The 25850-nt window shown below is 70.3% G+C and carries 27 protein-coding genes, 2 tRNA genes and 1 riboswitch; of the genes, 13 read left to right on the top strand and 16 right to left on the bottom strand.

Annotation, left to right across the window (positions count from 1 at the left end):
* Positions 1-195: 195 nt before the first annotated feature.
* Positions 196-1413: an L-2-hydroxyglutarate oxidase gene (gene lhgO / locus ACWGDX_RS22020; RefSeq protein ID WP_453627973.1), complete on the top strand. Its 1218-nt coding sequence runs from the start codon at positions 196-198 to the stop codon at positions 1411-1413.
* 40 nt (positions 1414-1453) lie between these two features.
* Here the strand turns inward: lhgO and ACWGDX_RS22015 are convergent, their stop codons facing one another.
* The 3 genes from ACWGDX_RS22015 to ACWGDX_RS22005 are packed head-to-tail and all read right to left on the bottom strand — an operon-like array spanning position 1454 to position 2729.
* Entirely contained in the window at positions 1454-1672 is a 219-nt protein-coding gene (locus ACWGDX_RS22015; RefSeq protein ID WP_453627972.1) for a DUF397 domain-containing protein, read from the bottom strand.
* Positions 1673-1683: 11 nt separating this feature from the next.
* The gene (locus ACWGDX_RS22010) at positions 1684-1902 is read right to left on the bottom strand and encodes a DUF397 domain-containing protein (RefSeq protein ID WP_453627970.1); all 219 of its coding nucleotides are present in this window, start codon (positions 1900-1902) and stop codon (positions 1684-1686) included.
* The gene (locus ACWGDX_RS22005) at positions 1899-2729 is read right to left on the bottom strand and encodes a helix-turn-helix domain-containing protein (RefSeq protein ID WP_453627996.1); all 831 of its coding nucleotides are present in this window, start codon (positions 2727-2729) and stop codon (positions 1899-1901) included. Before ACWGDX_RS22005 ends, ACWGDX_RS22010 begins: the two co-directional genes overlap by 4 nt.
* A gap of 234 nt (positions 2730-2963) precedes the next feature.
* Between ACWGDX_RS22005 and ACWGDX_RS22000 the strand changes: the two genes are divergently transcribed.
* The 5 genes from ACWGDX_RS22000 to ACWGDX_RS21980 all read left to right on the top strand — a co-directional run bounded on the left by ACWGDX_RS22000 (position 2964) and on the right by ACWGDX_RS21980 (position 7875).
* Complete coding sequence (locus ACWGDX_RS22000) at positions 2964-3383, top strand: ATP-binding protein (protein ID WP_453627968.1); 420 nt, start codon at positions 2964-2966, stop codon at positions 3381-3383.
* Positions 3376-4080, top strand: a complete 705-nt coding sequence (locus tag ACWGDX_RS21995) for a hypothetical protein (protein WP_453627966.1) — start codon at positions 3376-3378, stop codon at positions 4078-4080. Before ACWGDX_RS22000 ends, ACWGDX_RS21995 begins: the two co-directional genes overlap by 8 nt.
* Positions 4081-4521: 441 nt before the next feature.
* Positions 4522-5208, top strand: coding sequence for a pentapeptide repeat-containing protein (locus tag ACWGDX_RS21990; protein WP_453627965.1), 687 nt, complete (start codon positions 4522-4524; stop codon positions 5206-5208).
* 386 nt (positions 5209-5594) lie between these two features.
* A complete protein-coding gene (gene trmB, locus ACWGDX_RS21985; protein ID WP_453627994.1) occupies positions 5595-6389 on the top strand; it encodes a tRNA (guanosine(46)-N7)-methyltransferase TrmB in 795 nt (264 codons plus the stop codon).
* A gap of 142 nt (positions 6390-6531) precedes the next feature.
* Positions 6532-7875: a PrsW family intramembrane metalloprotease gene (locus tag ACWGDX_RS21980; protein WP_453627963.1), complete on the top strand. Its 1344-nt coding sequence runs from the start codon at positions 6532-6534 to the stop codon at positions 7873-7875.
* A 197-nt stretch (positions 7876-8072) separates the two neighbouring features.
* On the opposite strand, the gene ACWGDX_RS21975 is transcribed toward ACWGDX_RS21980, so the two are convergent.
* The 5 genes from ACWGDX_RS21975 to ACWGDX_RS21955 all read right to left on the bottom strand — a co-directional run bounded on the left by ACWGDX_RS21975 (position 8073) and on the right by ACWGDX_RS21955 (position 12411).
* The gene (locus ACWGDX_RS21975; protein ID WP_453627961.1) at positions 8073-9104 is read right to left on the bottom strand and encodes a M23 family metallopeptidase; all 1032 of its coding nucleotides are present in this window, start codon (positions 9102-9104) and stop codon (positions 8073-8075) included.
* Positions 9105-9115: 11 nt separating this feature from the next.
* Positions 9116-9270, bottom strand: a riboswitch (cyclic di-AMP (ydaO/yuaA leader).
* 283 nt (positions 9271-9553) lie between these two features.
* Positions 9554-10699, bottom strand: coding sequence for a PP2C family protein-serine/threonine phosphatase (locus tag ACWGDX_RS21970; protein ID WP_453627993.1), 1146 nt, complete (start codon positions 10697-10699; stop codon positions 9554-9556).
* Between the two features lie 330 nt (positions 10700-11029).
* Positions 11030-11776, bottom strand: a complete 747-nt coding sequence (locus ACWGDX_RS21965) for a MerR family transcriptional regulator (protein ID WP_453627959.1) — start codon at positions 11774-11776, stop codon at positions 11030-11032.
* 220 nt (positions 11777-11996) lie between these two features.
* A tRNA-Met gene (locus tag ACWGDX_RS21960) sits at positions 11997-12070 on the bottom strand.
* A 155-nt stretch (positions 12071-12225) separates the two neighbouring features.
* Positions 12226-12411 (bottom strand): hypothetical protein, encoded by a 186-nt coding sequence (locus ACWGDX_RS21955; RefSeq protein ID WP_453627958.1) that lies wholly within the window; start codon positions 12409-12411, stop codon positions 12226-12228.
* Between the two features lie 167 nt (positions 12412-12578).
* Here ACWGDX_RS21955 and ACWGDX_RS21950 point away from each other — a divergent pair, with 167 nt between their 5' ends.
* Positions 12579-13229 carry an HAD family hydrolase gene (locus ACWGDX_RS21950; protein WP_453627991.1) on the top strand — a complete coding sequence of 217 codons (651 nt, stop codon included), beginning with the start codon at positions 12579-12581 and terminating at the stop codon, positions 13227-13229.
* Positions 13230-13409: 180 nt separating this feature from the next.
* Here the strand turns inward: ACWGDX_RS21950 and ACWGDX_RS21945 are convergent, their stop codons facing one another.
* The 5 genes from ACWGDX_RS21945 to ACWGDX_RS21925 form a co-directional block, all read right to left on the bottom strand.
* Positions 13410-13622 carry a hypothetical protein gene (locus tag ACWGDX_RS21945; protein ID WP_363079717.1) on the bottom strand — a complete coding sequence of 71 codons (213 nt, stop codon included), beginning with the start codon at positions 13620-13622 and terminating at the stop codon, positions 13410-13412.
* 84 nt (positions 13623-13706) lie between these two features.
* Entirely contained in the window at positions 13707-14966 is a 1260-nt protein-coding gene (locus tag ACWGDX_RS21940; RefSeq protein WP_453627989.1) for an APC family permease, read from the bottom strand.
* 260 nt (positions 14967-15226) lie between these two features.
* Complete coding sequence (locus tag ACWGDX_RS21935; protein ID WP_363079718.1) at positions 15227-15772, bottom strand: hypothetical protein; 546 nt, start codon at positions 15770-15772, stop codon at positions 15227-15229.
* A 362-nt stretch (positions 15773-16134) separates the two neighbouring features.
* Positions 16135-16302 carry a hypothetical protein gene (locus ACWGDX_RS21930; protein ID WP_382851101.1) on the bottom strand — a complete coding sequence of 56 codons (168 nt, stop codon included), beginning with the start codon at positions 16300-16302 and terminating at the stop codon, positions 16135-16137.
* A gap of 170 nt (positions 16303-16472) precedes the next feature.
* Positions 16473-16700: a hypothetical protein gene (locus ACWGDX_RS21925; protein WP_453627955.1), complete on the bottom strand. Its 228-nt coding sequence runs from the start codon at positions 16698-16700 to the stop codon at positions 16473-16475.
* 288 nt (positions 16701-16988) lie between these two features.
* Between ACWGDX_RS21925 and ACWGDX_RS21920 the strand changes: the two genes are divergently transcribed.
* The 3 genes from ACWGDX_RS21920 to ACWGDX_RS21910 all read left to right on the top strand — a co-directional run bounded on the left by ACWGDX_RS21920 (position 16989) and on the right by ACWGDX_RS21910 (position 19607).
* Entirely contained in the window at positions 16989-17480 is a 492-nt protein-coding gene (locus ACWGDX_RS21920) for a hypothetical protein (RefSeq protein WP_453627953.1), read from the top strand.
* A gap of 53 nt (positions 17481-17533) precedes the next feature.
* Positions 17534-17782 (top strand): hypothetical protein, encoded by a 249-nt coding sequence (locus tag ACWGDX_RS21915; RefSeq protein WP_453627951.1) that lies wholly within the window; start codon positions 17534-17536, stop codon positions 17780-17782.
* Positions 17783-18200: 418 nt separating this feature from the next.
* Complete coding sequence (locus tag ACWGDX_RS21910) at positions 18201-19607, top strand: FG-GAP-like repeat-containing protein (protein ID WP_453627949.1); 1407 nt, start codon at positions 18201-18203, stop codon at positions 19605-19607.
* A 531-nt stretch (positions 19608-20138) separates the two neighbouring features.
* On the opposite strand, the gene ACWGDX_RS21905 is transcribed toward ACWGDX_RS21910, so the two are convergent.
* Positions 20139-20903: a GntR family transcriptional regulator gene (locus ACWGDX_RS21905; protein ID WP_453627947.1), complete on the bottom strand. Its 765-nt coding sequence runs from the start codon at positions 20901-20903 to the stop codon at positions 20139-20141.
* 107 nt (positions 20904-21010) lie between these two features.
* Here ACWGDX_RS21905 and ACWGDX_RS21900 point away from each other — a divergent pair, with 107 nt between their 5' ends.
* From ACWGDX_RS21900 to ACWGDX_RS21890, 3 genes are all read left to right on the top strand, one after another.
* Positions 21011-21271: a hypothetical protein gene (locus tag ACWGDX_RS21900; RefSeq protein ID WP_453627945.1), complete on the top strand. Its 261-nt coding sequence runs from the start codon at positions 21011-21013 to the stop codon at positions 21269-21271.
* Between the two features lie 271 nt (positions 21272-21542).
* On the top strand, positions 21543-22457 hold the full coding sequence (locus tag ACWGDX_RS21895; RefSeq protein ID WP_453627943.1) for a radical SAM protein: 915 nt from the start codon (positions 21543-21545) through the stop codon (positions 22455-22457).
* Between the two features lie 8 nt (positions 22458-22465).
* A complete protein-coding gene (locus ACWGDX_RS21890; protein ID WP_382851080.1) occupies positions 22466-22753 on the top strand; it encodes a hypothetical protein in 288 nt (95 codons plus the stop codon).
* Between the two features lie 172 nt (positions 22754-22925).
* Here ACWGDX_RS21890 and ACWGDX_RS21885 read toward each other — a convergent pair.
* A tRNA-Lys gene (locus tag ACWGDX_RS21885) sits at positions 22926-22998 on the bottom strand.
* Positions 22999-23195: 197 nt separating this feature from the next.
* Positions 23196-25652: a DEAD/DEAH box helicase gene (locus ACWGDX_RS21880; RefSeq protein WP_453627942.1), complete on the bottom strand. Its 2457-nt coding sequence runs from the start codon at positions 25650-25652 to the stop codon at positions 23196-23198.
* Positions 25653-25850 lie beyond the last annotated feature (198 nt).

Genomic DNA, 25850 nt, shown 5'->3' with positions numbered 1-25850 from the left:
GCCGGGTCCCGGCCGGCGGCACCCGCGCAGGGGCCTGGCGGCACCGGGGTGGGGGGCCGCGCGGGGCGGAACCGAGGGCCCGTCGGGGCTGGTGGCGGCACTCCGTGCCTACTTGTCGTACCGGTCTGTCGATTCGTGGTTTAAGCGCGTTGTCGGCGGGCCAGTGCACTATCGGGGTGGGAGGTGGCGCGCGCTATGAGCGGACGCGTGGGATTCGACTGCGAAGTGCTGGTGATCGGCGGCGGGATCGTCGGCCTGTCGACGGCGTACGCCATCACACGCGCCGCGCCGGGCACCCGCGTGGTGGTGCTGGAGAAGGAGCCGGGCCCCGGACGCCATCAGACGGCCCACAACAGCGGGGTGATCCACAGCGGTGTCTACTACCGCCCCGGCTCGCTCAAGGCGCGGTACGCGGCGCGCGGCTCCGCCGAGCTGGTCAAGTTCTGCGCCGAGTACGGCATCGCGCACCAGGTCACCGGCAAGCTGATCGTCGCCACGGAGCGGGACGAGCTGCCCCGGCTGCACGCCCTGGTCCAGCGCGGCAGGGAGAACGGCATCCCGGTGCGGGAGCTGGGCCCGGCGCAGATCACCGAGTACGAACCACAGGTGCGCGGGCTCGCGGCGATCCATGTCGGCACGACCGGGGTCTGCGACTTCCTGGCGGTCGCGGAGCAGCTCGCGGAGTCCGCGGGCGCGACGGGCGCGTCCGTCCGGTACGACGCGGAGGTCACGGCCGTGGACCGCCGCCCCTGGGGTGTCGCGGTCCGTACGGCGGCCGGGGACGTGGTCAGGGCGCGCGTGCTGGTGAACTGCGCGGGGCTCCAGTGCGACCAGGTGGCACGGCTCGCGGGCGACGACCCGGGGATGCGGATCGTTCCCTTCCGGGGCGAGTACTACGAACTGGCCAGGCCCGATCTCGTACGCGGCCTGGTCTATCCGGTGCCGGACCCGGCGTTCCCGTTCCTGGGGGTGCATCTGACCCGGGGCATCGACGGAGCCGTCCATGTCGGACCGAACGCGGTCCCGGCGCTGGCCCGCGAGGGCTACACCTGGCGGACCGTACGGCCCGCCGAGCTGGCGGACACCCTGGGCTGGCCCGGCTCCTGGCGTACGGCACGCAGGCACTGGCGGTACGGCGCGGGCGAGCTGCACCGCTCCCTGTCGAAGCGCGCCTTCGCGAAGGCGGTACGGAGACTGCTCCCCACGGTCAGGGACACGGATCTGCGCCCGGCGACGGCGGGCGTACGGGCCCAGGCGGTGCTGCGGGACGGCACGCTGGCGGACGACTTCCTGATCCGGCAGCGCCCGCGCACGGTCCACGTCCTCAACGCACCGTCCCCGGCGGCGACGGCGTCGCTGCCGATCGGCCGCGAGGTCGCCAGACGCGCGCTCGCGGTGCTGGGCGAGGACTGACACACCCCCTCTGCCCTGAGGGCGAGGGGGTGCGCGCGGATCAAGCGCCGAAGGTGCGGGCGAACTCGCCCGCCTTGACACCCGCCACGAACGAGGCGAACGCGCCGGCGGGAACGTTCAGAACTGGGCCGCTCGGATCCTTGGAGTCACGGACAGGAACCACGCCGGTAGCGGACGCGTACGCGGGGGCCCACTCCACGCAGCTGCCGCCGTTGGCGCTGTAGGAGGACTTGAACCAACGAGGCGACTCAGTCGTCACGGGGTGCCCTTTCATACGTCAACGGTGCCAGCGAACTCGCCCGCCTTGACGCCCGCCACAAACGAGGCAAACGCACCGGCGGGGACGCTCAGAACTGGGCCGCTCGGATCCTTGGAGTCACGGACGGGAACCACGCCGCGCGAGACGACGAGGTTGGCGGCGACCTCCACGCAGGCGCCGCCGTTGCTGCTGTAGGAGGACTTGAACCAGCGGGGGGAATCGGTCGTCACAGGATGCCCTTTCGTACCTGGTCGATCATGGCCACGGAAGCCGCCTGGGAAAGTGCCTCGGCCTGTAATTGATGGTAGGCCGTCAACAGAGGCTGGACGAACCTCATATCGCGTTCCAACCTCCCCTGCTGGGCGGACTCGGCGTAGGCAAGCTGGGACCGGTCCGGCAGCGTCAGCAGGTGAACCGGCAGATCGAACGCGCGCCGCTCGCCGAGATCGTACGGAGCCACTTGGATGACCGTTGAGGGCAGCTCTGCGAACTCCGCCAGTCGGTCCAGTTGTGCCGCCATGACCCCGGGACCGCCCACCGGTCGCCGAATGCAGCTCTCGTCCAGCACCGCGTAGACCAGCGGTGTGGGAGTCCGCTCCAGGGACGCTTGTCGCTTTGCGATTAGAGCCAGCCGTTCTTCTGCTTGCTGCTCCGTGATCGCTCCACGTCGCATGGCACCTGTGGTGATGGATGCGGCGTACTCCGGTGTCTGGAGCAGCCCGGGAATGATGCCCAGCTCAAAGAGCCTGATCTCTGCCGCGCGGACCTCGTGAGCAACGAACTCCGGGAACCCTTCCAGTATCGCGGTGTTCCATACGGCCCGACCCTGACGTTCGAGCCGATCGCCTGTGCCGAATGCCCTGTCAGCGCTCTCCGCAAAGCGCGGAGTTGGCGGCCGACGACCAGTTTCGACGGCGGAAATGTGCGTTCCGGAGCACCCCATGCGCTCCCCCAGCTCGTCCTGCGTCCAACCGCGCTCATCCCGCAGCGAGCGCAAACGCTCTCCGAAGCGGGCACCGGGCGATTTTTCGGGGTCCAGCTCCTTGCGGTTCACCATCCGCGCAACCAACTCTCCGATCAAACCACGCAAGTTGAGGACAGGTGGACTCTACGCCACGCTAGGTCACTCCGGTAGTCGTTTCGCTACGGAGCGGAGTCGGCCTTGCCCTGCAAGCGCACTCCTCGCAAGTCCCGCAGCGACGCAGCCGAGTTGGCCGAGGGCGAAAAGGGCAGATGGAGGGCGTGTGACATGTACGGGAATCGCAGGCCGGACTCAACGGAGCACAGCGTTGTGCTGCGGTGGAGCAGTCACCCGAGATGCGTTGCGCTGGCGCGGCTGGAGTTGCGGAAGTCGCTGGCCGGCTGGGGGCTGTCGGAGCTGGAGGATTCGGCGGTCCTGATCGTGTCGGAGCTCCTCAGTAACGCGGGGCTGCACGCGAAGGTGACGCCGGAGCAGATCATCGAGACGCGCTATCTCCGCAGCTCGGGGGCTCTGCGGATCGAGGTGCACGACGGTTCGCCGGACCGCCCGCAGCCGCGTACCCCGGATCCGGCGGCGCTCGACGGCAGGGGGCTGCTCCTGGTCGACGCGCTGGCGGACGAATGGGGAGTGGCCGACCGGGCCGGGCCGGGAAAGATGATCTGGGCGTCGTTGTCGGTGCGGAGCGCGGCGGAGCGTAACGCGCCGGGCGGGGGGCCGGAGCATGGCTGACCTGTCGGGGACGGATGAGGGCGAACGGCCTCCGCTCGGCGGGACAGCACGGCCGGATGTCGTGCCGTACATCGCCTGTTGGTCCTCCGAGCACAGGCCCAGGGGTGTGCTGATCGCCAAGGGCGACGGCATCGCGTACGCCGACGAAGGACCGTACGAGCGCGACGACATGGGCGTGCTGTGGAAGCGGATCGGAATCAGTCCGGGCAAGGGACGGCCCGAGTTCGGGAACGTGCACTTCCTGCGCCAGCGCCACGCCATGCGCAAACTGCTGTGCCAGATCTGCGGCGGGCCGTCCGACCGTACCGACGACGGCACGTTGTGGGTCGTGGGCGAGGACGCGGACTACCCGGAGCTGAGCCAGCCCGGCTACGTCACCACGCATCCGCCCCTGTGCGTACCGTGCGCGGTGACGTCGGTGGGGGCCTGCCCGCACTTACGCGAACGCCATGTGGCGTTGCGCGTGAAGACATTCGTGGTGGCGGGGGTGCACGGAGCGCTGTACCAACCGGGCGGGCCGTTCCCGGTGATGTACGACGCCGGCGGCGTGGCATTTGAAAGCCGGCGGCTCGGCTGGGTGCTCGCGGGCCAACTCCTCATGGAACTCGACGAGTTCACCATCGTGGACCTGGCAGCGGAACACGCCGCGTACCTGAAGCGCGCCGAGGCACGAGCCAGGCTCTTCGGCGGACGCTGAAGCGGCCCGCCTCAGCAGAAGCGGAACGCCCACGTGTCCGCACGGACGCCCCGTCCCGGTCCGTGACCTGCGGCGGGCAGGCCGGGTCCAGCACTGCGTGCAGACCAACGCAACTCTGATCACGGAGTCAACACCGACCGGCAGCCGCCCACTCCGGTCCAGGCCGAGGAGTTCTGGCGCCGCACCCTCATCCGGACCCGCGAGCACCCTGGCGCCCCGCCGGTCCGGGAAGTCGAACGCCTCGCCAAGTATCTCCAGCTGATCCGTTCGGGCCAGAAAGCCGACTGGGACCGGCGCCGCCTCGACCCGATCCCCACGATCTCCTGGAAGGGTGATGTGGTCCTGCTCTCCCCGGAACTCGCGGACACGACGGCGCCTGCCGGCACGCCCCGGGCGTGCCGGCAGCACCGGTGACCGAGCCGCCGCCCGGAAAGGCTGTTGATGGACACCCGCACAATCCGCCGCACGAGCGTCACGCTCCCCACCCTGAACGAGCCGGGCCTCCACCTCTCCGACGTCACCTCGCTGGGGGGCGGCCGTGGCCAGATGACGAGATTCCATTACGCCGAGGCGGACCTGCGGGACCTCGACCTGGCCGACACCCATCTGATGGACGGGAGGATCACCGGCCTCAAGGCCCGGCGCACCCGTCTGGAGAAGATCCGCGTCGACTCCGTGGATTTCACAGGCTGCGACCTGTCCTCCCTGCGGTGGACCGACAGCAAGATCTCCAGAGCCGTCTTCCGCGACTGCAAGCTCATGGGCGCCACGCTCGAAGACGTCACGCTCGACAACGTCCTGTTCGAGAACTGCAAGTTGGACTACAGCACCTTCGCCCGCGTCCGGGCCGCCGGGCCTGTGATCTTCGCCAGGTGTTCGCTGCGGGAGACCGCTTTCGTCGCTGCCGATCTGGGCGCCGCCCTGATCGACGACAGCGATCTGCGGCTGACCGAGTTCGACGGCGGGAAGTACCGCGGCCTGGACCTTCGGGGCAACGACCTCTCCCAGGTCCGCGGCCTCACCTCGCTCAAGCAGATCGTCATCGACCGGGCCCAGTCACTCCAACTGGCCGAGGCCCTCACCGCCGAGCTGGACGTCACCTTCGGCGAAGACCTCGACGACAAGTAGCCCCGTACCCGCCGTCGGGTGGCACAGCCATGGACCCGCGACTCGTATTCGACATGTTCGACGACACGGGCGACCGGTGCGACACCGCGCCGGTCCCGCTGCCCGGCGGTGAGGCCGGCTACGACGACGTCGGCCAGAAGCTTCTTTCGCGTCCCGGGCGAGTGCGGGCGGGCTCGGGCGGGCTCGGCAGCGCTTCGGCGAGAGATACCCCGGCGGGCGGGCGTGGCGGGGGTGCTCGCTGGGCGCTCCGTAGAATCGGTGCGTGGTGGCCGAACGCGAGAAGACCGGGACGGATGACTGAGATGGCCGAGGCGGCCGAGTCTGTTGAGCAGGGCATGATCAAGGGGGCCAGCGGCGCCGGGACGGCCGAGCGGGCCGGGGCGCGGATGATGAGCCGGATGTTCCCCGACGGCGACGGGCCCGCCGCCGATCCCGCCGGGTCGCACTTCGAGCGGCGCATCCGCAGCTTCCAGCCGCGCCGCAGCCGCGTCACCACGGGCCAGGCCGACGCGCTGCGGCGGCTGTGGGCCGCCTGGGGCCTGGACATCGACGGCCAGCGGGTCCTTGATCCGTACGAGCTGTTCGGCGGGCTGCCGGTCGTCCTGGAGATCGGCTTCGGGATGGGCGAGGCCACCGCGCGCATGGCCGCGGACGACCCCGGCACCGGAATACTCGCGGTCGACGTACACACCCCCGGCCAGGGAAATCTTCTCCGGCTCGCGGAGGAGAACGGACTGTCCAACATCCGGGTGGCCAACGGCGACGCGATCATCCTGCTCAGGGAGATGCTGCCGCCCGGGTCCCTCGACGGACTGCGGGTCTACTTCCCCGACCCCTGGCCCAAGAAGCGCCACCACAAGCGGCGGCTGATCCAGCCGGAGTTCCTCACCCTGGCGGCGAGCCGGCTCAGGCCCGGGGCCGTACTGCACTGCGCGACCGACTGGGAGCCGTACGCCGAGCAGATGCTCGCGGAGCTGACGGCCCACCCGGGCTTCGAGAACACCCGGCCGGACGGCGGATACGCGCCCCGGCCCGCGTTCCGGCCGCTGACCCGGTTCGAGGGCCAGGGGCTCGACAAGGGCCATGCCGTACGCGATCTGCTGTTCCGCCGCGTAGCGGATCTGCCGGAACGGCCGGGGCGGCCGGGACAGCCGGAACGGCCGGGGCGGCCGTCCGCCTAACCCGACCTGACCCGCTGACCCGCGACCTGACCGTAGGGCGCGCCCCGAGTCCGCCCGTAACCCCGTCCCCCGTAGCCCCGTAACCGGCGGTAGCGGCAGAGGCACCATCGCCAGTGTCAGTGGCTCTCGTTAGGGTCATCGGGTGTCGGAACCCTCGCAGCAGCGCCCCGATCCGGGCCCGGCGATCCCTGTCTACGAGCAGCAGGAACAGCTCGGTGACCTGTGGACCGCCGTACCGGACCCTGCCCGCAGGCGCTATCGCCCGCGCCGCGCCTTCTGGCGGCACCGGGCGGTGCGGGCGGGGGCCGTGATCACGCTGCTCGCACTCTGCGCGCTGGTGATCCTGGCGCTCGTGCGGGACCAGACCGGCACCGAGGGCTTTCTGGTCGGTCTCGGCCTCGCCGTGCTGCCCGTACCGCTCCTGATGGCGGCCTTCCGCTGGCTGGACCGCGTCGACCCCGGCCCCTGGCGCAATCTGCTGTTCTCGTTCGCCTGGGGTGCCTTCGCCGCCGCCCTGGTCGCGATCATCGCCAACACCTTCGCGACCCGGTGGATAGCCATCGCCACCGCGGACCCGGCGGGCGCGGAGTCCCTGGGCGCCACGGTGATAGCACCGGTCGTGGAGGAGAGCGCCAAGGCCGCGGCGATCCTGCTGATCTTCCTGTTCCGCAGACGGGACTTCACCGGGCTGGTCGACGGGGTCGTGTTCGCGGGCTTCACCGCCACCGGCTTCGCCTTCACCGAGAACATCCTCTATCTCGGCAGCGCCTTCGGCGAGGACCAGACCGCGGACCGCACGGGCCTGCCCGCCATGACGGCGGCGACCTTCTTCGTACGGGTGGTGCTGTCCCCGTTCGCGCACCCGCTCTTCACCGTGCTCACGGGCATAGGCTTCGGGCTGGCGGCGATGGCGACCCGTCGCCAGAGGATCCGGCGGTTCGCCCTTCCACCGCTCGGTCTGGCGCTGGCGATGGGGATGCACGCGCTGTGGAACGGCTCGACGTCGCTCTTCGGCCCGTTCGGCTTCTACGCCGTGTACGCGGCGTTCATGGTGCCGGCCTTCGGGCTGCTGACCTGGCTGGCGATCTGGAGCAGACAGCGCGAGCTGCGTACGGTCTCCGCCGAGCTGCCCGCGTACGCGGCGGCGGGCTGGCTGCCGGCCGCCGCGCCCCAGGCGCTCTCCTCAATGCGGGCGCGCACGGTGGCACGCGATTTCGCGGGCCGTACGTACGGGCCCCAGGCGTCCAGATCGGTCGGCGAGTACGAGGCGTTCGCGACGTCCCTGGCGTTTCTGCGCCACCACGCCCAGCGCGGCAAGGCCGGCCCGGACTTCGTCGAGCGCGAGCAGGAGCTGCTGCACCATCTCTGGCAGCGCAGGGAGACGGCGGGACCGGCCCTGACCTATGCGGCGCGGGCCACGGGCCGGGTGCCGGTGCCTCCGCCGTACATCGACTACGACGGCTACAACCCGTACCGCCAGTACTGACGAACGTGGACGAACACGGACGAACGTGCCGGTCCGGTCCGGTCGGGTCCGGAAACGGGACCGGCGGCCCAGGCGTCGGGGGGCGAGCGCCGGAGCCGCCGGGGACCGGACTGTGCCAGTCGCGCCACGGGGTCAAATCGGGGAATCGAGGGATCGGGGACGGAGACCCGAGCCCGGGTCATGGGGTCACACCCGGGTCAGGGAGTCAGGCCCTTGCTGCTCAGCCAGCTCATGGGGTCGATACCGGAGCCACCCGCGGTGTGCACCTCAAGGTGCAGATGCGGTCCCGTCACATTGCCGGTCGCGCCGACCCGGCCGATGGTCTCGCCGGTGGTGACCTTCTGCCCGGCGGTGACGGTCATCGAGGACTGGTGGCAGTACCAGATCTCCGTACCGTCATCCAGCTCCAGGATGGTGCGGTAGCCGTACGAGCCCGACCAGCCGGCGGAGGTGACCGTGCCGCTGTGCACGGCCTTGACCGGGGTGCCCGTCGGGGCGGCGAAGTCCAGACCGGTGTGGTAGCCGGAGGACCACATGGAGCCGGACTCACCGTAGGTCGAGGTGATGGTGTACGAGGAGGTGGGAAGGGCGAAGCTGGCCGCGAGCTTCGCGAGGCGCTCCGCCTCCGCCTTGGCCCTGGCCTCCGCCTCGGCCTTCTTCCTGGCCTCTTCGATCTTCTTCTCGGCCTCGGTCTGCTGCTTCTTGGCCAGTGCCGCGGCCTGCTCGGCCGCCGCGCGCTCCGCGGCCGCCTTCTCCGTCGCGTCGGCCTCGTTCTGCTGCTGCTCCGCCTGCTGGAGGATCCGGGCCCGCAGGGCCTCGCCCGCGTCCGTGGCGCCCTGCTCCGCGTCCGCGGCGGTCATACCGGCGGTGGTGAGCGGGGCACTGGCCAGCAGGTCCGGCTCGGCCTCGTCCGCCGCCAGCGATCCCATGCCCGGGAGCGACCCGGCGTCGGGGAGATTGTCGGTGATGGCGTCGGGCAGGGATATGGAGACCGCGGGCTTGTCCTGAGCGGTGGCCATGCCGCCCGCGCCGACGGCGGCTATGACGCCGACGCCGAGGACGGTGGAGCTACGGGCGAAGCCGTTGCGCTGCTTGCCGACGCGATGCCTGCCGCGTACCGGGCGTACGGACTCCTCGGTCGGGTTCCACTCGCCCCATGCCCGCTCCGGCTCGCTGCCGAAGGAGGTGGTTTCGAAGGGGGCGGTGGGGGCAGGCTGATTGGACGCCACTGAGGCGCACTCCTTTCCTTCCTTCTCGCCTACCGGGTTAGCTGACGGGTTCGGAGCAGGAAGGTCTCCTACGGTCGCCCTACGCCGCACAAGGCAGCGAAGAACTTCCGATTCACCCCAATTGGTGGTTCCCCGGTTCCCTTGCGGGATTCGGCGCGTGAGCACGGTGCCGACTCTTACGACGGCTGGGACGACCGCGCTGCGTTATCGAACGTTAATAGAGACCAGGCCCTTATTCCAAGCTGTTCCCGGTGATCATTAACAACTTCGCATCGGACACACCAGGGCACATGCATACGCAATCGGGCGAGCTGACTTCCTTTCAGTACACCCCGAATATCTGACGGTGTGTCAAATGTTATGCGGAGGGATACCTGTCGATCACACACGGTGGTGACGGCGGACTCGGCGTCAGCGAACGGCCCCGGGAAACGGCAGCAGGGAAGGCGTCAGGGAACGAGGGGTATCGTCCTGCGCCGCTCCGGCTGCCCCTCCGTGGGGCGGTTCACCGCCAGCAGCGCCATGTCGTCCTGGCTCCCGCCGCCGGTGTGCAGCCGGACGTCGTCGATCAGCGCCTGGAGCAGTTCGTCGGGCCCCTGGAAGATCCGTCCGTCGAGCCGGTCCATCGGCACATAGAAGACTCCCTGGGCGTCACGCGCCTCAGAGAGTCCGTCCGTGTAGAAGAGCAGCGTCGAGCCGGCCGGGTAGACGGCCTGCTGGGCACGGTCCGGCCACGCGGCCAGTTCGCTCATCCCGAGCGGCAGCGCGGGGTCGCGCGTCTCCAGCATCCGTACCGCGCCGTCCTCGCACATCAGCAGCGGATCGGGATGGCCCCGGTTGACCAGCCGCACCACGCTCCCGTCGTGCGGGATCTCGGCGAGCACCGCCGTGGTGAACCCCTCGAAGGCGTCCAGCCCGCCTCGTCTGCTCCCGTCGCGGGTGAGCGCGCGCTCCAGCCGCTGCGCCACCCCCTCCAGCGATCTCTCCTGCTCGGCGGCCTCCCGGAAGGACCCGATGACGACGGCCACCGCCTCGACCGCCTCCAGCCCTTTCCCCCGTACGTCCCCCACCACCAGTCGTACCCCGTACGGCGTGTCCTGTACGGCGAACAGGTCGCCGCCGATGAACGCGCCCTCCTGGGCCGCCTCGTACCGCGCGGCGATACGCAGCCCGCCGATCCGTTCGGCGGGTCTTGGCAGCACCGCCCGTTGAGCGGTCTCGGCGATGATCCGGGCCGAGGCGAGCCGCTGCCCGCTGCGGCGCAGTACCCCGCCGATGTAGAGCGCGAGAAGAGACACGATCACCACCGTCAGCAACTCACTGAGCGACTCCAGCGTGTTGAGCGAGTTGGCGTAGAGGTGCATCGACAGTTCGGCGCAGACCGCCGCGAGGCTGATCAGCAGCGTGCCGATCAGCGGGTAGAACGGCGCCGCGACCAGGGGGGCGGCGGCGTACAGGGGGGCGGCGGTGACCCGCGTCGGCGTCGAGAGATCGAGGATCACCCCGACGACGATCACCAGGACAGGCAGAAAACGCACCAGCCGACGGCTGGTACGGATATGGCTTTCCGGCATCGGTGACCCGTCGGCGGACATCGGACCGGTCAGGTCGTCGGCCCGCGTGCCTCTGCCACTCAGGTTCTCCCTGAGCTTGCTCAGCTTCCCCACCAGTGGTCACCTGCCCGGTTCCGCCTAGGGCTGCGGACGGTACCGCGCCCCACCCAGGCTGGCCGCTGCCGTCCTCGGCGGCGACTCGCCGTCGGCCGAGTGGGCTATGGAGGAGGTCGGATCGCGACCGGCTCCTCAGCAGGTCAGGCGGCCGGACGGCCCGGTCGTTCGGTCATATGGCCGGTCGGTCGCCGCGTCGGTCGCCGAGCCGCTGCCCGGTCGCCGCCGAGTCTGCCGACCGACCGGCCGTACGACCGGTCAGCCAGTCAGGTGGTGCTCGGCGTACACCTTCATGGCGTCCCGTACGAGCACTGCTGTCCCTTCACCGTACTTGTCATAGGCCGCTGTGAAGCGTGCATCGTCCACATACATGCGCGTCACGCCGATGACATACGACTTCGTGGGTTCCGCCGTCACCGACAGCCAGTCGCAATGACGGCGGGCGACGGCCTGGGCCTCGTCGCTGTCGGCGGCGAGCCCCGACTCCTTCGCCCGCGCCCAGTCGCGGGCGATGGCCTCGTGCCGGTCCTGGAACCCCTGGCGTTCCTCCTCGCTGAGCGCGCGCCACCAGCGGTCGCCCTTCCGGTACGCCTCCCGGCCCCATCGCTCGGTCACCTCCCGCTCGTACCGTGTGTGATCGAAGCCGTCGAGCACTTCCCCGGCCATGAGTTCCTCTCCCGTCCCGGTCTTGTGGAGAGTGGTCCGCACCGACGCGATCAGCCGCTCGACGCGCTCGCGCTCCTGCTCCAGCAGTCTGAGATGCGTGCGCAGGGCGACGGCCGTGTCCTGCCGGCCGTCGAGGACCCGGGCGATCTCCGACAGCCCGAGTCCCAGCTCCCGCAGCAGCAGAATCCGCTGGAGCCGGACCAGGGCGTCCTGGTCGTAGTAGCGGTAGCCGTTGGCGCCGGTGCGGCTGGGCGTCAGCAGCCCCAGTTCGCCGTAGTGCCTGAGCGTGCGGCTCGTGGTCCCTGCCTTCTTCGCGATCTCCTGGATCGACCACTCCATGACGTCGACGGTAGAACTTGACGCGGCGTAAAGGTCAAGCGCGAGGAAGCCGGGTGCGGTGCTGGGGGCACGGATCCCCAGGCACACCCAGGCACCCAGGCACGCGGACACGCAGAGGTACGCGGACACCCGGACAGGCAGGCACGCGGACACGCGGACACGCAGCGAAGGCCCGGATCCACTTGGGATCCGGGCCTTCGGCTGTTGCCACTCTTTTCAGTAGCGGGGACAGGATTTGAACCTGCGACCTCTGGGTTATGAGCCCAGCGAGCTACCGAGCTGCTCCACCCCGCGTCGGTAAACACAACCTTACGCCATTCAGAGCAGGATCATTACCACTGGCCACGGGAACACCATGGGGACCCGCCGGGCCGTGCCACGGCTCCCGTCACAGCCCCCTCACGGCTTCCGTCATGGCTCCCGTCACAGAGCCGTCAACGCACCCCGCACTAGGCGGCCGTGACGACGTCGGCCCGTACGGCCGCGGCCCACTCCACCAGAAGCCGCTGGTAACGCTCCTGCTCGGCGGACGAGAGCGCGCCGCCGGCCCGTGCCCACAGGGCGCGGATCTCCGCGTTGACCACGGTGGCGGAGCGGACGGCGCCGGGCAGGGCACGGGACTCCGCACCCGCCACCGAACCGGACGAAGGAGCCGAAGGAGCCACAGAAGCCGAAGAAGCCGAAGAAGTCGGACGGGGACCGGAGTGAGAGGAGTGAGCGGACGAGGAAGCGAACATAGGAGACAGGCTACGGCCAGCCACTGACAATCGGCGGAGCGTGTCCCCCTACGCTTGGACCGGTGATCGAAACCATCGTGTTCGACGTCGGCGAGACCCTCGTACGCGACGACCGCTACTGGGCCTCATGGGCCGACTGGCTGGGGATTCCCCGGCACACCATCTCCGCGCTGGTGGGCGCCGCCACCGTCCAGAACAAGGACAACGCCGACGCCCTCCATCTGATCAAGCCCGGTATGGACATCGGCGAGGCCCACCGGGCCAGGGAGGCGGCCGGGCGCGGCGAGCATCTCGACGAGTCCGACCTCTACCCCGACGTACGGCCCGCCCTGGCCGGTCTCCGGGCCCTCGGCATCCGTGTCGTGCTCGCGGGCAACCAGACCGTCAAGGCCGGTGATCTGCTGCGCCGCCTCGATCTGCCCGTGGATCTGGTGGCCACCTCCGCCGAGTGGGGCGTGGCCAAACCGGCTCCGGAGTTCTTCGGCCATGTCATCGAGGCGGCGCGGGCGGCGCCCGACAGAACGCTGTACGTGGGCGACCATCCGGCGTACGACCTGTTCCCCGCCCAGCGGGCCGGCCTGCGCACCGCCCATCTGCGGCGCGGTCCATGGGGCTATCTGTGGGCGGACGATCCGGAGGTGGTGGAGGCGGCGGACTGGCGGATCGACAGCCTGACGCAGCTCACGTCGATCGCGGCGACGGTCCCGCCGGACTGAACGAACGGGCGCGGGCGCGGGTGCCAGCGGGAGCGGGGGCTCGGGCGGGGGCGCCCAGCGGGGGGGCTCGGCGCCACCGGCGCGCGGGCGGAGGGCTCGGCCGACCGGGGGCTCGGCGCCGACGGGGCTGAGGGGCGCGGAGGATGATCACCTCATACGACGCCGTACCTCAGCCGTACCTCATACGACGCTGTATTCGTGCGCGGGACCACCCTGCCACTCCACCCACTCCGGGTCGTCGAGCAGTTCCCAGGCATCGGGCAGACCGGCCAGCCGCAGGAATTCGACGAGATGGGTGTCGGAGTGGGCGAGCCCCATGATCCGCCCACGGACCGTGACCCGCCGCCCGCCTGTCCCCGACGCCCGGTGGACGACGATCGGTGCATCACTCATACGGCCAAGAGTGCGACCTTCCCGCCCGCCGCGCAGCCGCTGGGAAGCTACGTTCTGATCACACCCGTCACACCGTTCCGATCATCACGCTCCCGCCGCCCTGGGCCCGCCGGACCGGAGCTTGCCGGACCGGGGCCCGCCGGACCGCGGACGCCCGCGGACCGCGTACACGACGGCGCCGACCGCGAGTACGGCGGCGCCCGACACGACCGAGGACAGGGGCAGGGCGAAGGCGAGGAGCAGACAGCCGACGAGCCCGAGTACGGGCACGGCGCGCGGTGGGCGCTTCTCGGCGCGGGTGAGGGTGAGGGCGGCGGCGTTGGCGACGGCGTAGTAGACGAGAACCCCGAACGACGAGAAGCCGATCGCACCGCGCACATCCACGGTGGCGGCGGCGAGGGCGACGACCGCGCCGACGGCGATTTCGGCGCGCTGCGGCACCTTGAAGCGCGGGTGCACGGCGGCCAGAACATGCGGCAGGTGCCGGTCGCGGGCCATCGCCAGGGTCGTACGCGAGACGCCGAGGATGAGCGCGAGTAGCGAGCCGACGGCGGCGACGGCCGCACCCACCCGTACCACCGGGGCCAGACCGGGAACGCCCGCCGCGCGTACCGCCTCGGCGAGCGGCGCCGTGGCGTCGGCCAGCCTGCCGGGGCTCAGGACGGAGAGGACGGCGAGCGCGACACCGGCGTACACGACCAGGGTGATGCCGAGCGCGAGGGGGATGGCGCGCGGGATCGTACGGGCGGGGTCGCGGACCTCCTCACCGAGCGTGGCGATACGCGCGTAACCGGCGAACGCGAAGAACAGCAGCCCGGCCGCCTGCAACACCCCGCCGAAGGTGACGGCAGGGGCAAGGTCGGCGAGGGCGGAGGAACTACCGGTACTCCCGGTACCCCCCGTACCCCCGGTACTTGCGGTCAGGCAGACGACGACCACGGCGGCGAGCACGGCCAGTACGACGGCGACGACGGCTCTCGTGAGCCACGCGGACTTCTGCACCCCGACACAGTTCACGGCGGTCAGCGCCACCACGGCGGCGACCGCCACCGCGTGCGCCTGCCCCGGCCACGCGTAGGCGCCCACGGTCAGTGCCATCGCCGCGCAGGAGGCGGTCTTCCCGATCACGAAGGCCCATCCGGCGAGATACCCCCAGAACGGGCCGAGCCGCTCACGGCCGTAGACGTACGTTCCGCCGGAGGCCGGGTAGCGGGCGGCGAGCCGGGCGGAGGAGGTCGCGTTGCAGTAGGCCACGACGGCGGCGATCGCCAGCCCGGCCATCAGCCAGGAACCGGCCGCCGCGGCGGCCGGGGCGAGCGCGGCGAAGATGCCCGCGCCGATCATGGCTCCCAGACCGATGGTCACGGCGTCGAACAGCCCGAGCCGCCGGACGAGTTCCCCCGTACCGGACGTGCCGGACGTGGCGGAGGCACCGGAGGCACCGGAGGCACCGGACGAGCCTGACTTGCCCGACGAACCTGATCTCCCCGACCGGCCCGACGGTCCCGACGGGCCTGACGCGCCTGACGGGTCTGACGGGTCTGACGGACCTGACGGACCTGACGGGCCCATGCTCGATCCATTCACGACGGGACCTGATCCGTTCACGACGGGCGCGGGGTGGCGACGTAGAGATACGGCGCGGACACCCCGGCACTGTGATGGGCGGCGGCGGCCAGCGCGGTCGCGAGCCGGGCACGCGGCTTCATGGCCAGCGTGGCGGTCGCGTGCAGAGCGCCGAGGGCCAGTTCGTCACCGCATCCGACAGCCGCGTAGCCATCGGCCGACTCGGCCACCTGATAGTCGCTGTCTATGGCGAACAACCGCCCTCGCACCCCCACCAGAAAGGTCCCGGCCTGCTCCTGCTCGGACTCCTTCCGCGCCCAGCCGCCGTCCTTGAGGCAGGTCCGCAGGGCGTTGACGAATGTCGTGACCATGAACCGATCCAGATCTCCCTTGGGCCGCGGCACCTTGAAGGCGTGCTGGAGCAACTGTCCCATCCGGAAACTGGTGGTGAAGCCCATGGCGTAAGGACCATTGGTGAACACCTTGGGATCGCGGCGGACGGTGAGCTGATATCCGGCGACCCCGGCGGAGTCACCCCCCAGATAGACACGCTTCTTGTGGACCAGTCCGACTATCACCGTCACGTAGGCCTCCGAGATCTCGGCGGATCGCAGGTGCGAGGGGCACCGTCCGCCGATCGTCCCGCAGCCTTCCACCCCCACGGAAGAAGCCCCCGGGCAGCCGCCGACTGTCGACCGGGAGCCGGGCCCGGCGGCCGGCCCCCGCCCGACGGGGTGCCCGACGCCCGACCTCGCCCGACGCGGTACCCGAAGCCCGACCGCGCACGACGCGGTACCCGAAGCCCGAAGCTCTCCGCCCCCTCCGCCCCTCCCCCCTGCCCTCCACCTCCGGGAACGACAAGACCCCTCCACCCGGCTCCTGGCAGGCCGGGCAGAGGGGCACTCCGTCTGTCGGATCCAGGCGTTTCTGCCGGATCCAGACTTCGTCAGTCGTCGAGCAGCACGGTCTGGTCCAGAAGGTCCTCGATCGAGTCATGGATCGACCCGATGCTCACCAGGGGCGAGTCCCCCTCGTGTTCGGCGGCAGTCGCGGCCCCGGCGGATCCGAGGATTCCGGCGAGGACCAGACCCGAGACCGCCACAGCTCTGCACATACGCATATTTTCTCTCCCACGCTGTTGAGTACCTGGGGAACGCGCACCCACGACCGGGCACGCGCCGCTCTGTCTCCCGTCGAACGGAGCAGACGCGGGCCGACCGGACACCGGACGCGCTCACGGCGTCGCCGGCGTACGCACCCGGCCTGATCGCGCCCCGCCGTCCGCTACACCACCACGATGGAACCGGCGAACCGTCCGCCTTCACACCTGGCGACGGGACCGAGGGGGAAAACGACCGTGCCGCCACCGGCATTGCACTGGTACGCCAGCACAAGATCTCCGGGACCGGCAGCCGCCGGTGAGGGAACAGCCGCCGTGGCGGTCCCTGCGAGACCGACGACCACGGACAGCCCCAGGCCGGCCGTGGCCAGGGATGCGAGAGTTCGACGCATAGGGGACTCCTTGTTCGACGCGCCACGGAGATACCGCGACACGGAACGAATTCCACCTTCCGCCTCGAACAACTTCGAAAAGTATGATTCTTACCTCTATCGGGTAAGCGCCATTTGCCGCCGTCGTCGGCGGCCTCCGAACCGGACGGGACCTGGACGCGTGGCGTCCGCCAACCGCCGTGCGGAGGCGCGGGCGGAGGTGTTCCGTCAGGGCGCGAGTCGCAGGTGTTCTGGGTTGGCTCGCCTGGGTTGGCTCGCGTGAGCGCGCCGGGGCGGAGTTACCGGTATGTGGGACCGGCCGATGTGAAAGCCGCGGTCCGGCCCGGCAGCGACGGTTTCCAGATTCGCTCGGCAGCGGACTTCGACGGCTGGATCGCGGAGCGACCGGCGGCGGAGCCGGCCGAACCCTTCACCTTCGTGGTCGACACAGACGGCGTGCTGCGGCTGGCGCCGCGGCGAAGCGAGCATGTGGCGTGCGCCGGCGGAGAACCGGTCCTGAGCGCCGGCGAGATCGGCTTCGTCCGCGAGGCAGGTCGATGGGTGGTGGGCGACGTCAGCAACCACTCGACCGGGTATTGCCCGGACGTCAGCTCGTGGCCGGCGGTCGCCCAGGCTCTGGATCGCGCGGAGCTCGGGCGGCCGTCCGGCTTCACCCACGGGGTGGTGTTCCGGGCCTGTCCGGACTGTCAGGAGCACAACATCGTGCGCGAAGACGACTTCGTCTGCGTCTTCTGCGGCAGCGATCTGCCCGAGGCGTGGAACATGGACCACGCTGAATGAGTGCTCCGGGGCGCCCCCTACGGCGGGGCGCCGCGCCACGGGAGGATGAGCCCATGAGTATCTGGTCCAGCGTCAGCGGAGAGGATGTCCTCGCCCTCAACGGTGCCGACGAGACGGCGAACTACCGGGCCGAGAGCGAACCGACGATCGCGATCGACGTGGCCACCACCGGTCATCACGATCACATCCGGCTCGCCCTCTACGACGGCTGCCCCGACGTTTCCGCACTTCTGTCGCCCGATGCGGCACGTACCCTGCGGAACCACCTCACCGAGGCGCTCGGCGAGAGGATCGTTTCGTAGGCGCGGGCTTCCGCCCCCGCTCGACGCCCAGGCGCAGCACGGTCATCAGGCCGCCGCGCGAACGCCCGAGGCCATGGTCTTCGGGCCCGGCGACAACGCCACCAGGCGGCTCCTTACCGGAGGCCGACCGCGCGTCCGTCCCCCCCGGGCAAGAGCGGCAACAGCGGCTCCAGCACGGCCCATTGCCCGCCCGTCCCCACGCGCCACGCAACACGCGCCACGCACCACGCGCCACGGAGCAAGATCCTCGCACCGCTGAGATCCACTTCCGGTACACGCTTTGGCCTCGGCGGTCCGTCGGAGCCGTCACAGGAACCTCAAATGTTCACCGGACTCCCCTACAACCTTGACCATTTTCCGAGGGTCTCCTGATCACGGCACCGGATTCCCGGGGTCCGCCCCGACCGTTGGAGACACCTTGCGCAAGCACGCCCTCCTGCTGACCGCCGGCCTCCTCGCCTCCGGTCTCACCCCGCTGGTGCTGGCCGCGCCGGCGACCGCGGCCACCGCGAAGTTCGCGGACGACTTCAACGGGGACGGCCACCGCGATCTCGTCTTCGGGGACAGCACCGCCACGGTGGGCGGCAAGAAACAGGCGGGCGCCGTCGTGGTCGTCTGGGGCACCGCCCACGGTCCCGCGCCCGCCAAGCGCTCGGTGATCACGCAGAACACCCCGTACATCGCGGGTACCGCGGAAACGAACGACTCCTTCGGCACGAAGGTCACCGCAGCCGACATGAACAAGGACGGTTACGGCGACGTCGTCGTCACCGCTCCCGGCGAGGACGAGGGCGCCTACAACGGCACCTTCACCATCCTGTGGGGCTCCAAGGCGGGCCTGACCAACGGGACGTCATTCAAGAGTCCGGGCTGCAAGGACTGCGGCTTCGCCAAGGACATCGCCGTCGGCGACTTCACCGCCGACGGCAAGCAGGACGTCGTCGCGATCACCGACGACTACGTCTACGTCGTACGCGGTCCGTTCACCAAGACCGGCTCGCGGGGGACGGCCACCAACCTCGACCCGATCGACGGCGAGGACATCGCGCCGGAACTCGTGGTCTCCGGCAAGGTCACCAAGGACGGCACCGCCGACTTCGCGGTCCTCGGCTGGGACGCGGACACCTGGACCAACCGCGTCTGGTTCTACCGCGGCCGTTCCGGCGGTCCGGCCACGCCGCCGCGGAAGATCGGCCTGCCCCAATCGAGCGACATAGCCCACCCGAGCGCCACGATCGCCGACTTCAACAAGGACGGCTACGGCGACCTCGCGGTCGGTATCCCCCGCTCGGGCAAGGGCGGCGCCGTACACATCCTCAAGGGCACCTCGGCCGGCCCGAGCACCACGGTCACCTCGATCAGCCAGGCCACCACCGGTGTCCCGGGCACGCCGGAATCGGTCGACTACTTCGGGTACGACGTGTCGGCCGCGGACACGAACGGCGACGGCTACCCGGACCTCGCGGCGGGCGTCCCCGGCCAGGTGCTCGGCAAGAATCTCTTCCGGGGCGGCGCGGTCACCCTCCTGCGCGGCGGCAAGGGCGGCCTCACGGGCAAGAACTCCCGCCAGTACGACGTCCGCACACCCGGCGTCGAGGGCGCTCCCTCCGAAGCGAACGACTCCTGGCTGGGATCGTCGGTCCTGCTGCGCGACTTCAACCACGACGGACGCGCCGAACTGATCGCCACAGCCAACGAGAAGGCCCGCCTCCACCTCCTCCCGAGCACGGCCTCCGGCCCCACAGGCACCGGCTCCACCCTGCTCACCGCCCAGTCCCTGGGCCTGGGCACCCGCCCATACTTCGGCGCGGCCCTGACCGACTGACGCGCGCGACCGCACGAGATCGCTCTCGTACCGAACGTACGAGAGCGACCCCGCCAACGCGGCAAGCGCGCGTCCCGGCACTCATGGCGCAGGACGCTCAGCGTGGGCTGACGGCGCTGCTTGCCCGGCTGGATCAGGAACGTGCCGAACGTGAGCAACGCGCGCCCGGTGGGGAAGTTTGACCGCCGTACGCTGTCGCCCCCGTCTGGCCTTCACGGGCGGGCGGGGGCTTTCCGCCGAGTGCGAGGTCTATCGCGAGTCACTGAGGAGGGGACCGAATAGAAGTTGCAGGAGGCGCCGATACCTTGCAGCAGCTTCCTCGTCGCTCATGGGCGACGCGTTGGGGTCCCAGTACTTCTCCCACTTCCCGTCGCTGTCAGCGCCGTTGGTGGTGCGCCACATCCAGGCGCCGGTGCCCGGTTCATCGGTCATGTCGGGCAGCATCGCGGAACGGGGGACATGTCTCAACTTGATGCCGGCGCCGCGCCCCGCTCTCCTCCGGGAGGCGGGGCGCTTTCGTCATGCCCGGGGTCAATCGTCGGGCTGCTCTATCGCGATCTCGTAGGCGATCTCCCAGCGCACGTCCGCGACCGTGATGTCCGCGGTCTCCACCGGCCGGCCGTCAACGTCGTAGTACGTCCGCTCGATCTCGGTGATCAGGTCGCCGACACTGATGCCCAACAGGTTCGCGATCTCCTGCGTAGCTCGGCCGGGGCGCGGGACTTCGACGGCAGTCTCGATGACGACGCCGATCGAACGCATCCGCTCCACCACTCCGGCGCCCGCGTGCGGCCCCATCTCGGGCAGCACGATCGGTGTGCCGTCCGTGACGGCCATGGGCTCCCAGCTCTCGGAGAGCTGGACCGGCTGGCCGTCGCCGAGGAACTCGTATCGGGTGACGACGCACAGGTCACCTGGCTCGATCGCCAGACGCTCCGCGATGTGCTCGGGCGCCGGGGCGCGCGCCTCGCTGCGGGACTCCCAAGTACCCGCGCGCCCTTGCTCCTTCATGTCCGCGCGGAACGGGGAGCCGCCACGGCGCTCGCGGTGGCGGGAGCGAACCATGCGCAGCCGCTCGCGTGGCCGGCGCACGTAGGTCCCGGATCCCGCGCGGCCTTCGAGGAGTCCCTCGATGATCAGCCGTTCCATGGCACGCTGCGCGACGCTCTGACCGACGCCGTACTCCTCGGCGAAGCGGGCACGGGAGGGCAGCTTGGCGCCGACCGGCCACTCGCCCGCCTTGATACGGGCGCGTAGAGCGTCGGCGACCTGCAAGTACGGCGTGTCACGAGGCATTTGGGCCGCTCCGGGGTTGAACGTCGACATTGACAAAGCTAACCCATCAGGTTGAAGCTGAATACTCAGCATCACGATGAGTGATCGCCCGCTTACGAGGGGGACCCGTGTGTTCGCCTGATACCCAAGTCGCGGCCCTGACCGCACTGCTCGCGGCCGTCACAGGCGGCGAGCCGCGCACCAAGGAGACAGCGGCGGGCGTCATCCGCATCGAGGCCGACCTGCCCGCGGACCTGCGGGACAGCACCCGCACAGCCATCCTCAGCGCGCTGACCATGGCCGACCGCTATGGCCACGACCGCAGCACGGACCGGGATGTCGTCTGGGCGGAACTCGACCGGGCCGAGACCACGCCGGAGGCGTCATGACGCGCTGCGCCAAGGGCCGACACGACTTCCCGATCGAGGACGAGGCCGGCGCCTGCTGCCCCGAGCACGGCGTGACCTTGGTGTGGCACTCCCCGCCCGCCCAGTGACGCCAGCCAGCCGGACGCGCCCGGCGACACGAACGAGATGGGCGGCCGTCCGTCCCTACGTGCGGGCCGGACACCCCCATTGATCCCCGCCTCGGCCGATGACTCCCGCCAGGAAACCCCGGCCGAGGCGGTGCCCACCCATCGAGAAGAAAAGAGGGCACCACATGTCTACCCGATCCTTACCCCAGCATGGGGCAGACCCCGGCCGACAGAGCTTGGCGTTCGCCTGGCTGGAAGTCACGGGATTCTGCAACCTCGAATGCACCCACTGCTACGCCGACTCATCCCCCCGCGGCACGCACGGCACCATGACCGCGGCAGGCTGGAAGGACTGCGTCGACCAGCTCGCCGCCATGGGCGTAAGTGACGTTCAGTTCATCGGCGGGGAACCCACCCTGTACCCGCACCTCACCGACCTCATCGGGCACGCGGCGCGCGTCGGCCTGGCCGTGGAGGTGTTCTCGAACCTGACGCATGTCTCGGACGAGCTGTGGGCCACGTTCGCCGAGTACCGCGTCAGGCTCGCCACGTCGTACTACTCGGACACCGCCGAGGAGCACGACGCCGTTACGGTACGGCCGGGGTCCCACAGCCGCACACGGGCAAACATCCAACGCGCGCAGGAACTCGGCCTCACCCTGCGCGGCGCGGTCATTTCAGCACTGCCCGGACAACGGGCCGAAGACGCGTTCCGGGACCTCACGGACCTTGGGCTGACGGCCGTGGGCGGGGACCACACCCGGGCGATCGGGCGAGCCGGCAAGGGCGCCCGGCCCACCATCGCTGATCTGTGTGGTCAATGCGCCCAGGGGAAGCTCGCGATCGGCCCCGACGGGGATGTGTGGCCCTGCGTCATCGGCCGGTTCATCAGCCTGGGAAATGTCCTGGTGTCCCCGCTGAAGGACATTTGGGCGGGCCCGGCGACCAAGCGGGCACGCGCCGAGATCGAAGCCGTTCACCGGCCGCTGCCCGCGCGTTCGTGCACACCTCCGCAGTGCCTTCCTTGGTGCGGACCATGCTCACCGTGCGTACCCGACGCGGAGGCTACGATCGAGGTTTCCGGACAGATCGGACCATAGGAGGCGGCATGGCGCGGACGGACGAGCAATGGCAGCGGACCGCAATGTATGTGCGCCACGCGTACAACAAGCTCAGCGTGCGTGATCTCCCGCTGTGCCTCCCCGGGGAACCGCAGGAGTGCGGCCAGAGCGCGCAGCAGCATGTGCTGCTGTGGGCAGCTGACCTGAAGGCCGCGGCCCATCACCTGATCGAGGAGTCCGCTCCGACCCACGACGAAGCCGCCTACCACGCCGGCCCGTTGTACAAGGACAAGCTGAACGTGCTGCGCGAGAGTTCCGCGCGACAGTCGGCGTAACCCGGAACGGGCGGCAGGGGCCCCGGCCGGAAACGCGGCCGGAGACGCGGCCGGGGCCCTTCTACGTGATCGTTTGCACCTCGATTGAGCACCGCTGGAGCAGACGTCCGAAATGAACTCGAACAGAGAACAGCCCCAGATCAGTAATGGGCTCTGACCTGGGGCTGAGATGTAGGCCGTGTGGGACTCGAACCCACAACCAACGGATTAAAAGTCCGCTGCTCTGCCAATTGAGCTAACGGCCCTCGGCACAACACCCACGAGCATAGCCCGCCGGGGGCGGTGCGCCGATCGGGTATCCGGTCGTGGGGATGTCGCGCCTCGGTGGGGTGGCGGGAGAGGGGGGGTGTGGGTGGCGGGGGAGGTGGGGGACGGGGCAGGGCCCGTGATCCACCCTGGGGGTGGGGCACGGGCCCTGGTGGGGCGTCAGATCGGGTGACGGTCAGCCGTTGCGCTTCCAGCGCGGCTTGTCGTCGCGGCGGCCGAAGGAGCCGGTGCCGGTGCCCGTGGAGCCGCCTCGGTGGTCGTCGCGGCGGGTGGACGGACGGTCGTGGGCGGCGGCGCGGAAGCCGGTGCCCGCCGGGCGGTCGTCGCGACGGTCACGGTTGAAGGGGCGGTCGCTGGGAGCCCGGTGGTCGCGGCGCTCGAAGGAGCGGCCACCACGGTCGTCACGGCGCTCGCCGCCACGGTCGTCACGACGCTCGCCACGGTCACCGTTGAAGCCGCCGCGCTCCGCGCCACGGTCGTCGCGGCGCTGGAACCCGCCACGGTCGCCACCGCGGTCAGCGCCCCGGTCGTCACGACGCTGGAACCCGCCACGGTCGCCGCCACGGTCACCACCACGGTCGTCCCGACGGAAGCCGCCACGGTCGCCGCCGCGGTCGTCCCGACGGTCGTCGCGGCGCTGGAACCCGCCGCGGTCGCCACCGCGGTCGCCACCGCGGTCGGCGCCCCGGTCGTCACGACGCTGGAAGCCACCACGGTCACCGCCACGGTCACCACCGCGGTCGTCACGCGGCGTGTAGCCGCGCGCGCCGCCCCGGCCGCTGCGCTCGCCACGGTCGTCGCGGCGCCCGAAGTTCCCGCGCTCGTCGCGGCTGTCCCTGCGCTCCTCGCGCTGCGCCGGAACGGCGGCGGCCGCTGCCGCCGCTTCCTCCACCGCGCGCTCGGTCTCGGCGGCCACCTCGGCCACCGCCGCCTCCGGGTCCTCGCCCCGCTCGCGCGCCGCGCGGGCGATCAGGCGGTCGGCCTCGTCGCGGAGTTCGGCGGCACGGCGCTGAAGGCGTTCGAGCTGCTTGGTCAGCTCCGAGACCTCGCGCTCGGCCTGCTTGGCCGCGTTGTTCGCGGAGTCGGCCTGGACCTCCGTGAGCGAACGCGCGCCGGTGATCTCCGCCACCTCCGGGTCGAACGCGCCCGCTCCGCCGACCATGTGACGCGAGGCGTCCACGCCCGCGTCCTCCATCAGCCGGAAGATCTGACGGCGCTGGTGCGGCAGCGCCAGCGATACGACGACCCCGGACTTGCCGGCCCGCGCCGTACGGCCCGAGCGGTGCAGATAGTCCTTGTGGTCGCCGGCCGGGTCCACGTTCAGTACGAGGTCGATGCCGTCCACATGGATACCGCGGGCGGCGACGTCGGTGGCGACCAGCGCGTTGACGTAACCGTCCTTGAAGTCCGCCAGCGTCCGGGTACGCGCGCCCTGCGTCATACCGCCGTGCAGCGCGTCCGCCTTCACGCCCGACTCGCGCAGCTGCTCCGCGATCCGGTCGGCGCCGAGCTGCGTCCGTACGAAGATGATCGTGCGGCCCTTGCGCGCGGCGATCGCCGCGGTCACGGGGGCCTTGTCCTTCGGCTTCACCACGAGCACGTGGTGCGTCATGGTCGTGACATTGCCCTGGGCGCTGTCGACCTCGTGGCTGACCGGACTGGTCAGATAGCGCTTGACCAGCGTGCTGATCTCGTTCTCCATGGTGGCGGAGAAGAGCATCCGCTGGCCGCCCGCCGGCACCAGGTCGAGCAGCTCGGTGACCTCGGGCAGGAAGCCCAGGTCGGACATCTGGTCGGCCTCGTCGAGGATCGCGATCTGGACCTTCTCCAGCGAGCAGGCACCGCGGTTGATGATGTCGCGCAGCCGGCCCGGGGTGGCGACGAGGATGTCGACGCCACGCTCCAGGGCGTAGATCTGGTTGCCCATCGACGTACCGCCGCAGACGACCTTCATCTTCAGGCCGAGCACGTCGCCGTACGGCTGGAGCGCGTCCGCGACCTGCATCGCCAGCTCGCGGGTCGGGGTGAGGATGATGCCGCGGGGCTTCTTCTTCTCGGTGTGGCCGCCGGACAGCGTGGCCAGCAGCGGCAGACCGAAGGAGAGGGTCTTGCCGGAACCGGTACGGCCACGGCCCAGGATGTCCTTGCCGGCCAGGGCGTCCGGAATGGTCGCGGCCTGGATCGGGAAGGGCGCGGTGACGCCGTTCTGGTTGAGCTTACGGACGATGCCCTCGGGCAGGCCCAGGTCGCTGAAGGTCAGCCCCGGGGCCTCGGAGGAGTCGGCGGACTCGGCCTCGGCGGACTCGGCCTCGGCGGACGTGTCGTCGTCGGACGCCCCGTCGTAGGACGTGTCGTTGTCGGACGTGTCGGAGATCTCAGGGTCCTCAGAACCCTCAAGGTCCTCTGATCCCTCAGCGGTCTCGGACGCCTCGGACGCCTCGGACGTCACTGAGACCTCGTCAGCCTCAACCGTCTCGGTGGACTTGAGGGACTTGGAGGACTTGGGGGACTTGGGGGCCGTTACGTCAGTCGTACCGGTGGCCGCTGCGGCCTCCGGACCCTCGACGGTCTCCACCGGCTCGGTGGACTCGTGCTCGGGCATGACGGCGTGGTCAGTACTGGAAATGGACATGCGAAATGCGAAACCTTCCGGAGTCTCGGCACGCGCCCAAACTCCGTGATTCGCAAATCGACCGCCTCAATGCGGTCAGCCACGGCAAGGGAGAGTACGCGCCACGTGGCGCTCTTCTGTGTCGGCGCCAGGCAATGATCAAACGATCTACTACCATACGCACCCACCCCCCTCCAAGGCAAACCGCCGCCACGGCGA

Source organism: Streptomyces sp. NPDC055025, assembly GCF_053608565.1.
This window is presented reverse-complemented; position numbering and strand designations above follow the sequence as displayed.

What these genes read in the sequence shown, in the direction of transcription:
- lhgO (WP_453627973.1), top strand. Translation starts at nt 196, where the DNA reads ATGAGCGGACGCGTGGGATTCGACTGCGAAGTGCTGGTGATCGGCGGC.
- ACWGDX_RS22005 (WP_453627996.1), bottom strand. Translation starts at nt 2,729, where the DNA reads ATGGTGAACCGCAAGGAGCTGGACCCCGAAAAATCGCCCGGTGCCCGC.
- ACWGDX_RS21995 (WP_453627966.1), top strand. Translation starts at nt 3,376, where the DNA reads ATGGCTGACCTGTCGGGGACGGATGAGGGCGAACGGCCTCCGCTCGGC.
- ACWGDX_RS21990 (WP_453627965.1), top strand. Translation starts at nt 4,522, where the DNA reads ATGGACACCCGCACAATCCGCCGCACGAGCGTCACGCTCCCCACCCTG.
- trmB (WP_453627994.1), top strand. Translation starts at nt 5,595, where the DNA reads ATGATGAGCCGGATGTTCCCCGACGGCGACGGGCCCGCCGCCGATCCC.
- ACWGDX_RS21970 (WP_453627993.1), bottom strand. Translation starts at nt 10,699, where the DNA reads ATGTCCGCCGACGGGTCACCGATGCCGGAAAGCCATATCCGTACCAGC.
- ACWGDX_RS21965 (WP_453627959.1), bottom strand. Translation starts at nt 11,776, where the DNA reads ATGGAGTGGTCGATCCAGGAGATCGCGAAGAAGGCAGGGACCACGAGC.
- ACWGDX_RS21945 (WP_363079717.1), bottom strand. Translation starts at nt 13,622, where the DNA reads ATGAGTGATGCACCGATCGTCGTCCACCGGGCGTCGGGGACAGGCGGG.
- ACWGDX_RS21940 (WP_453627989.1), bottom strand. Translation starts at nt 14,966, where the DNA reads ATGATCGGCGCGGGCATCTTCGCCGCGCTCGCCCCGGCCGCCGCGGCG.
- ACWGDX_RS21930 (WP_382851101.1), bottom strand. Translation starts at nt 16,302, where the DNA reads ATGTGCAGAGCTGTGGCGGTCTCGGGTCTGGTCCTCGCCGGAATCCTC.
- ACWGDX_RS21925 (WP_453627955.1), bottom strand. Translation starts at nt 16,700, where the DNA reads ATGCGTCGAACTCTCGCATCCCTGGCCACGGCCGGCCTGGGGCTGTCC.
- ACWGDX_RS21915 (WP_453627951.1), top strand. Translation starts at nt 17,534, where the DNA reads ATGAGTATCTGGTCCAGCGTCAGCGGAGAGGATGTCCTCGCCCTCAAC.
- ACWGDX_RS21905 (WP_453627947.1), bottom strand. Translation starts at nt 20,903, where the DNA reads ATGCCTCGTGACACGCCGTACTTGCAGGTCGCCGACGCTCTACGCGCC.
- ACWGDX_RS21895 (WP_453627943.1), top strand. Translation starts at nt 21,543, where the DNA reads ATGTCTACCCGATCCTTACCCCAGCATGGGGCAGACCCCGGCCGACAG.
- ACWGDX_RS21890 (WP_382851080.1), top strand. Translation starts at nt 22,466, where the DNA reads ATGGCGCGGACGGACGAGCAATGGCAGCGGACCGCAATGTATGTGCGC.
- ACWGDX_RS21880 (WP_453627942.1), bottom strand. Translation starts at nt 25,652, where the DNA reads ATGTCCATTTCCAGTACTGACCACGCCGTCATGCCCGAGCACGAGTCC.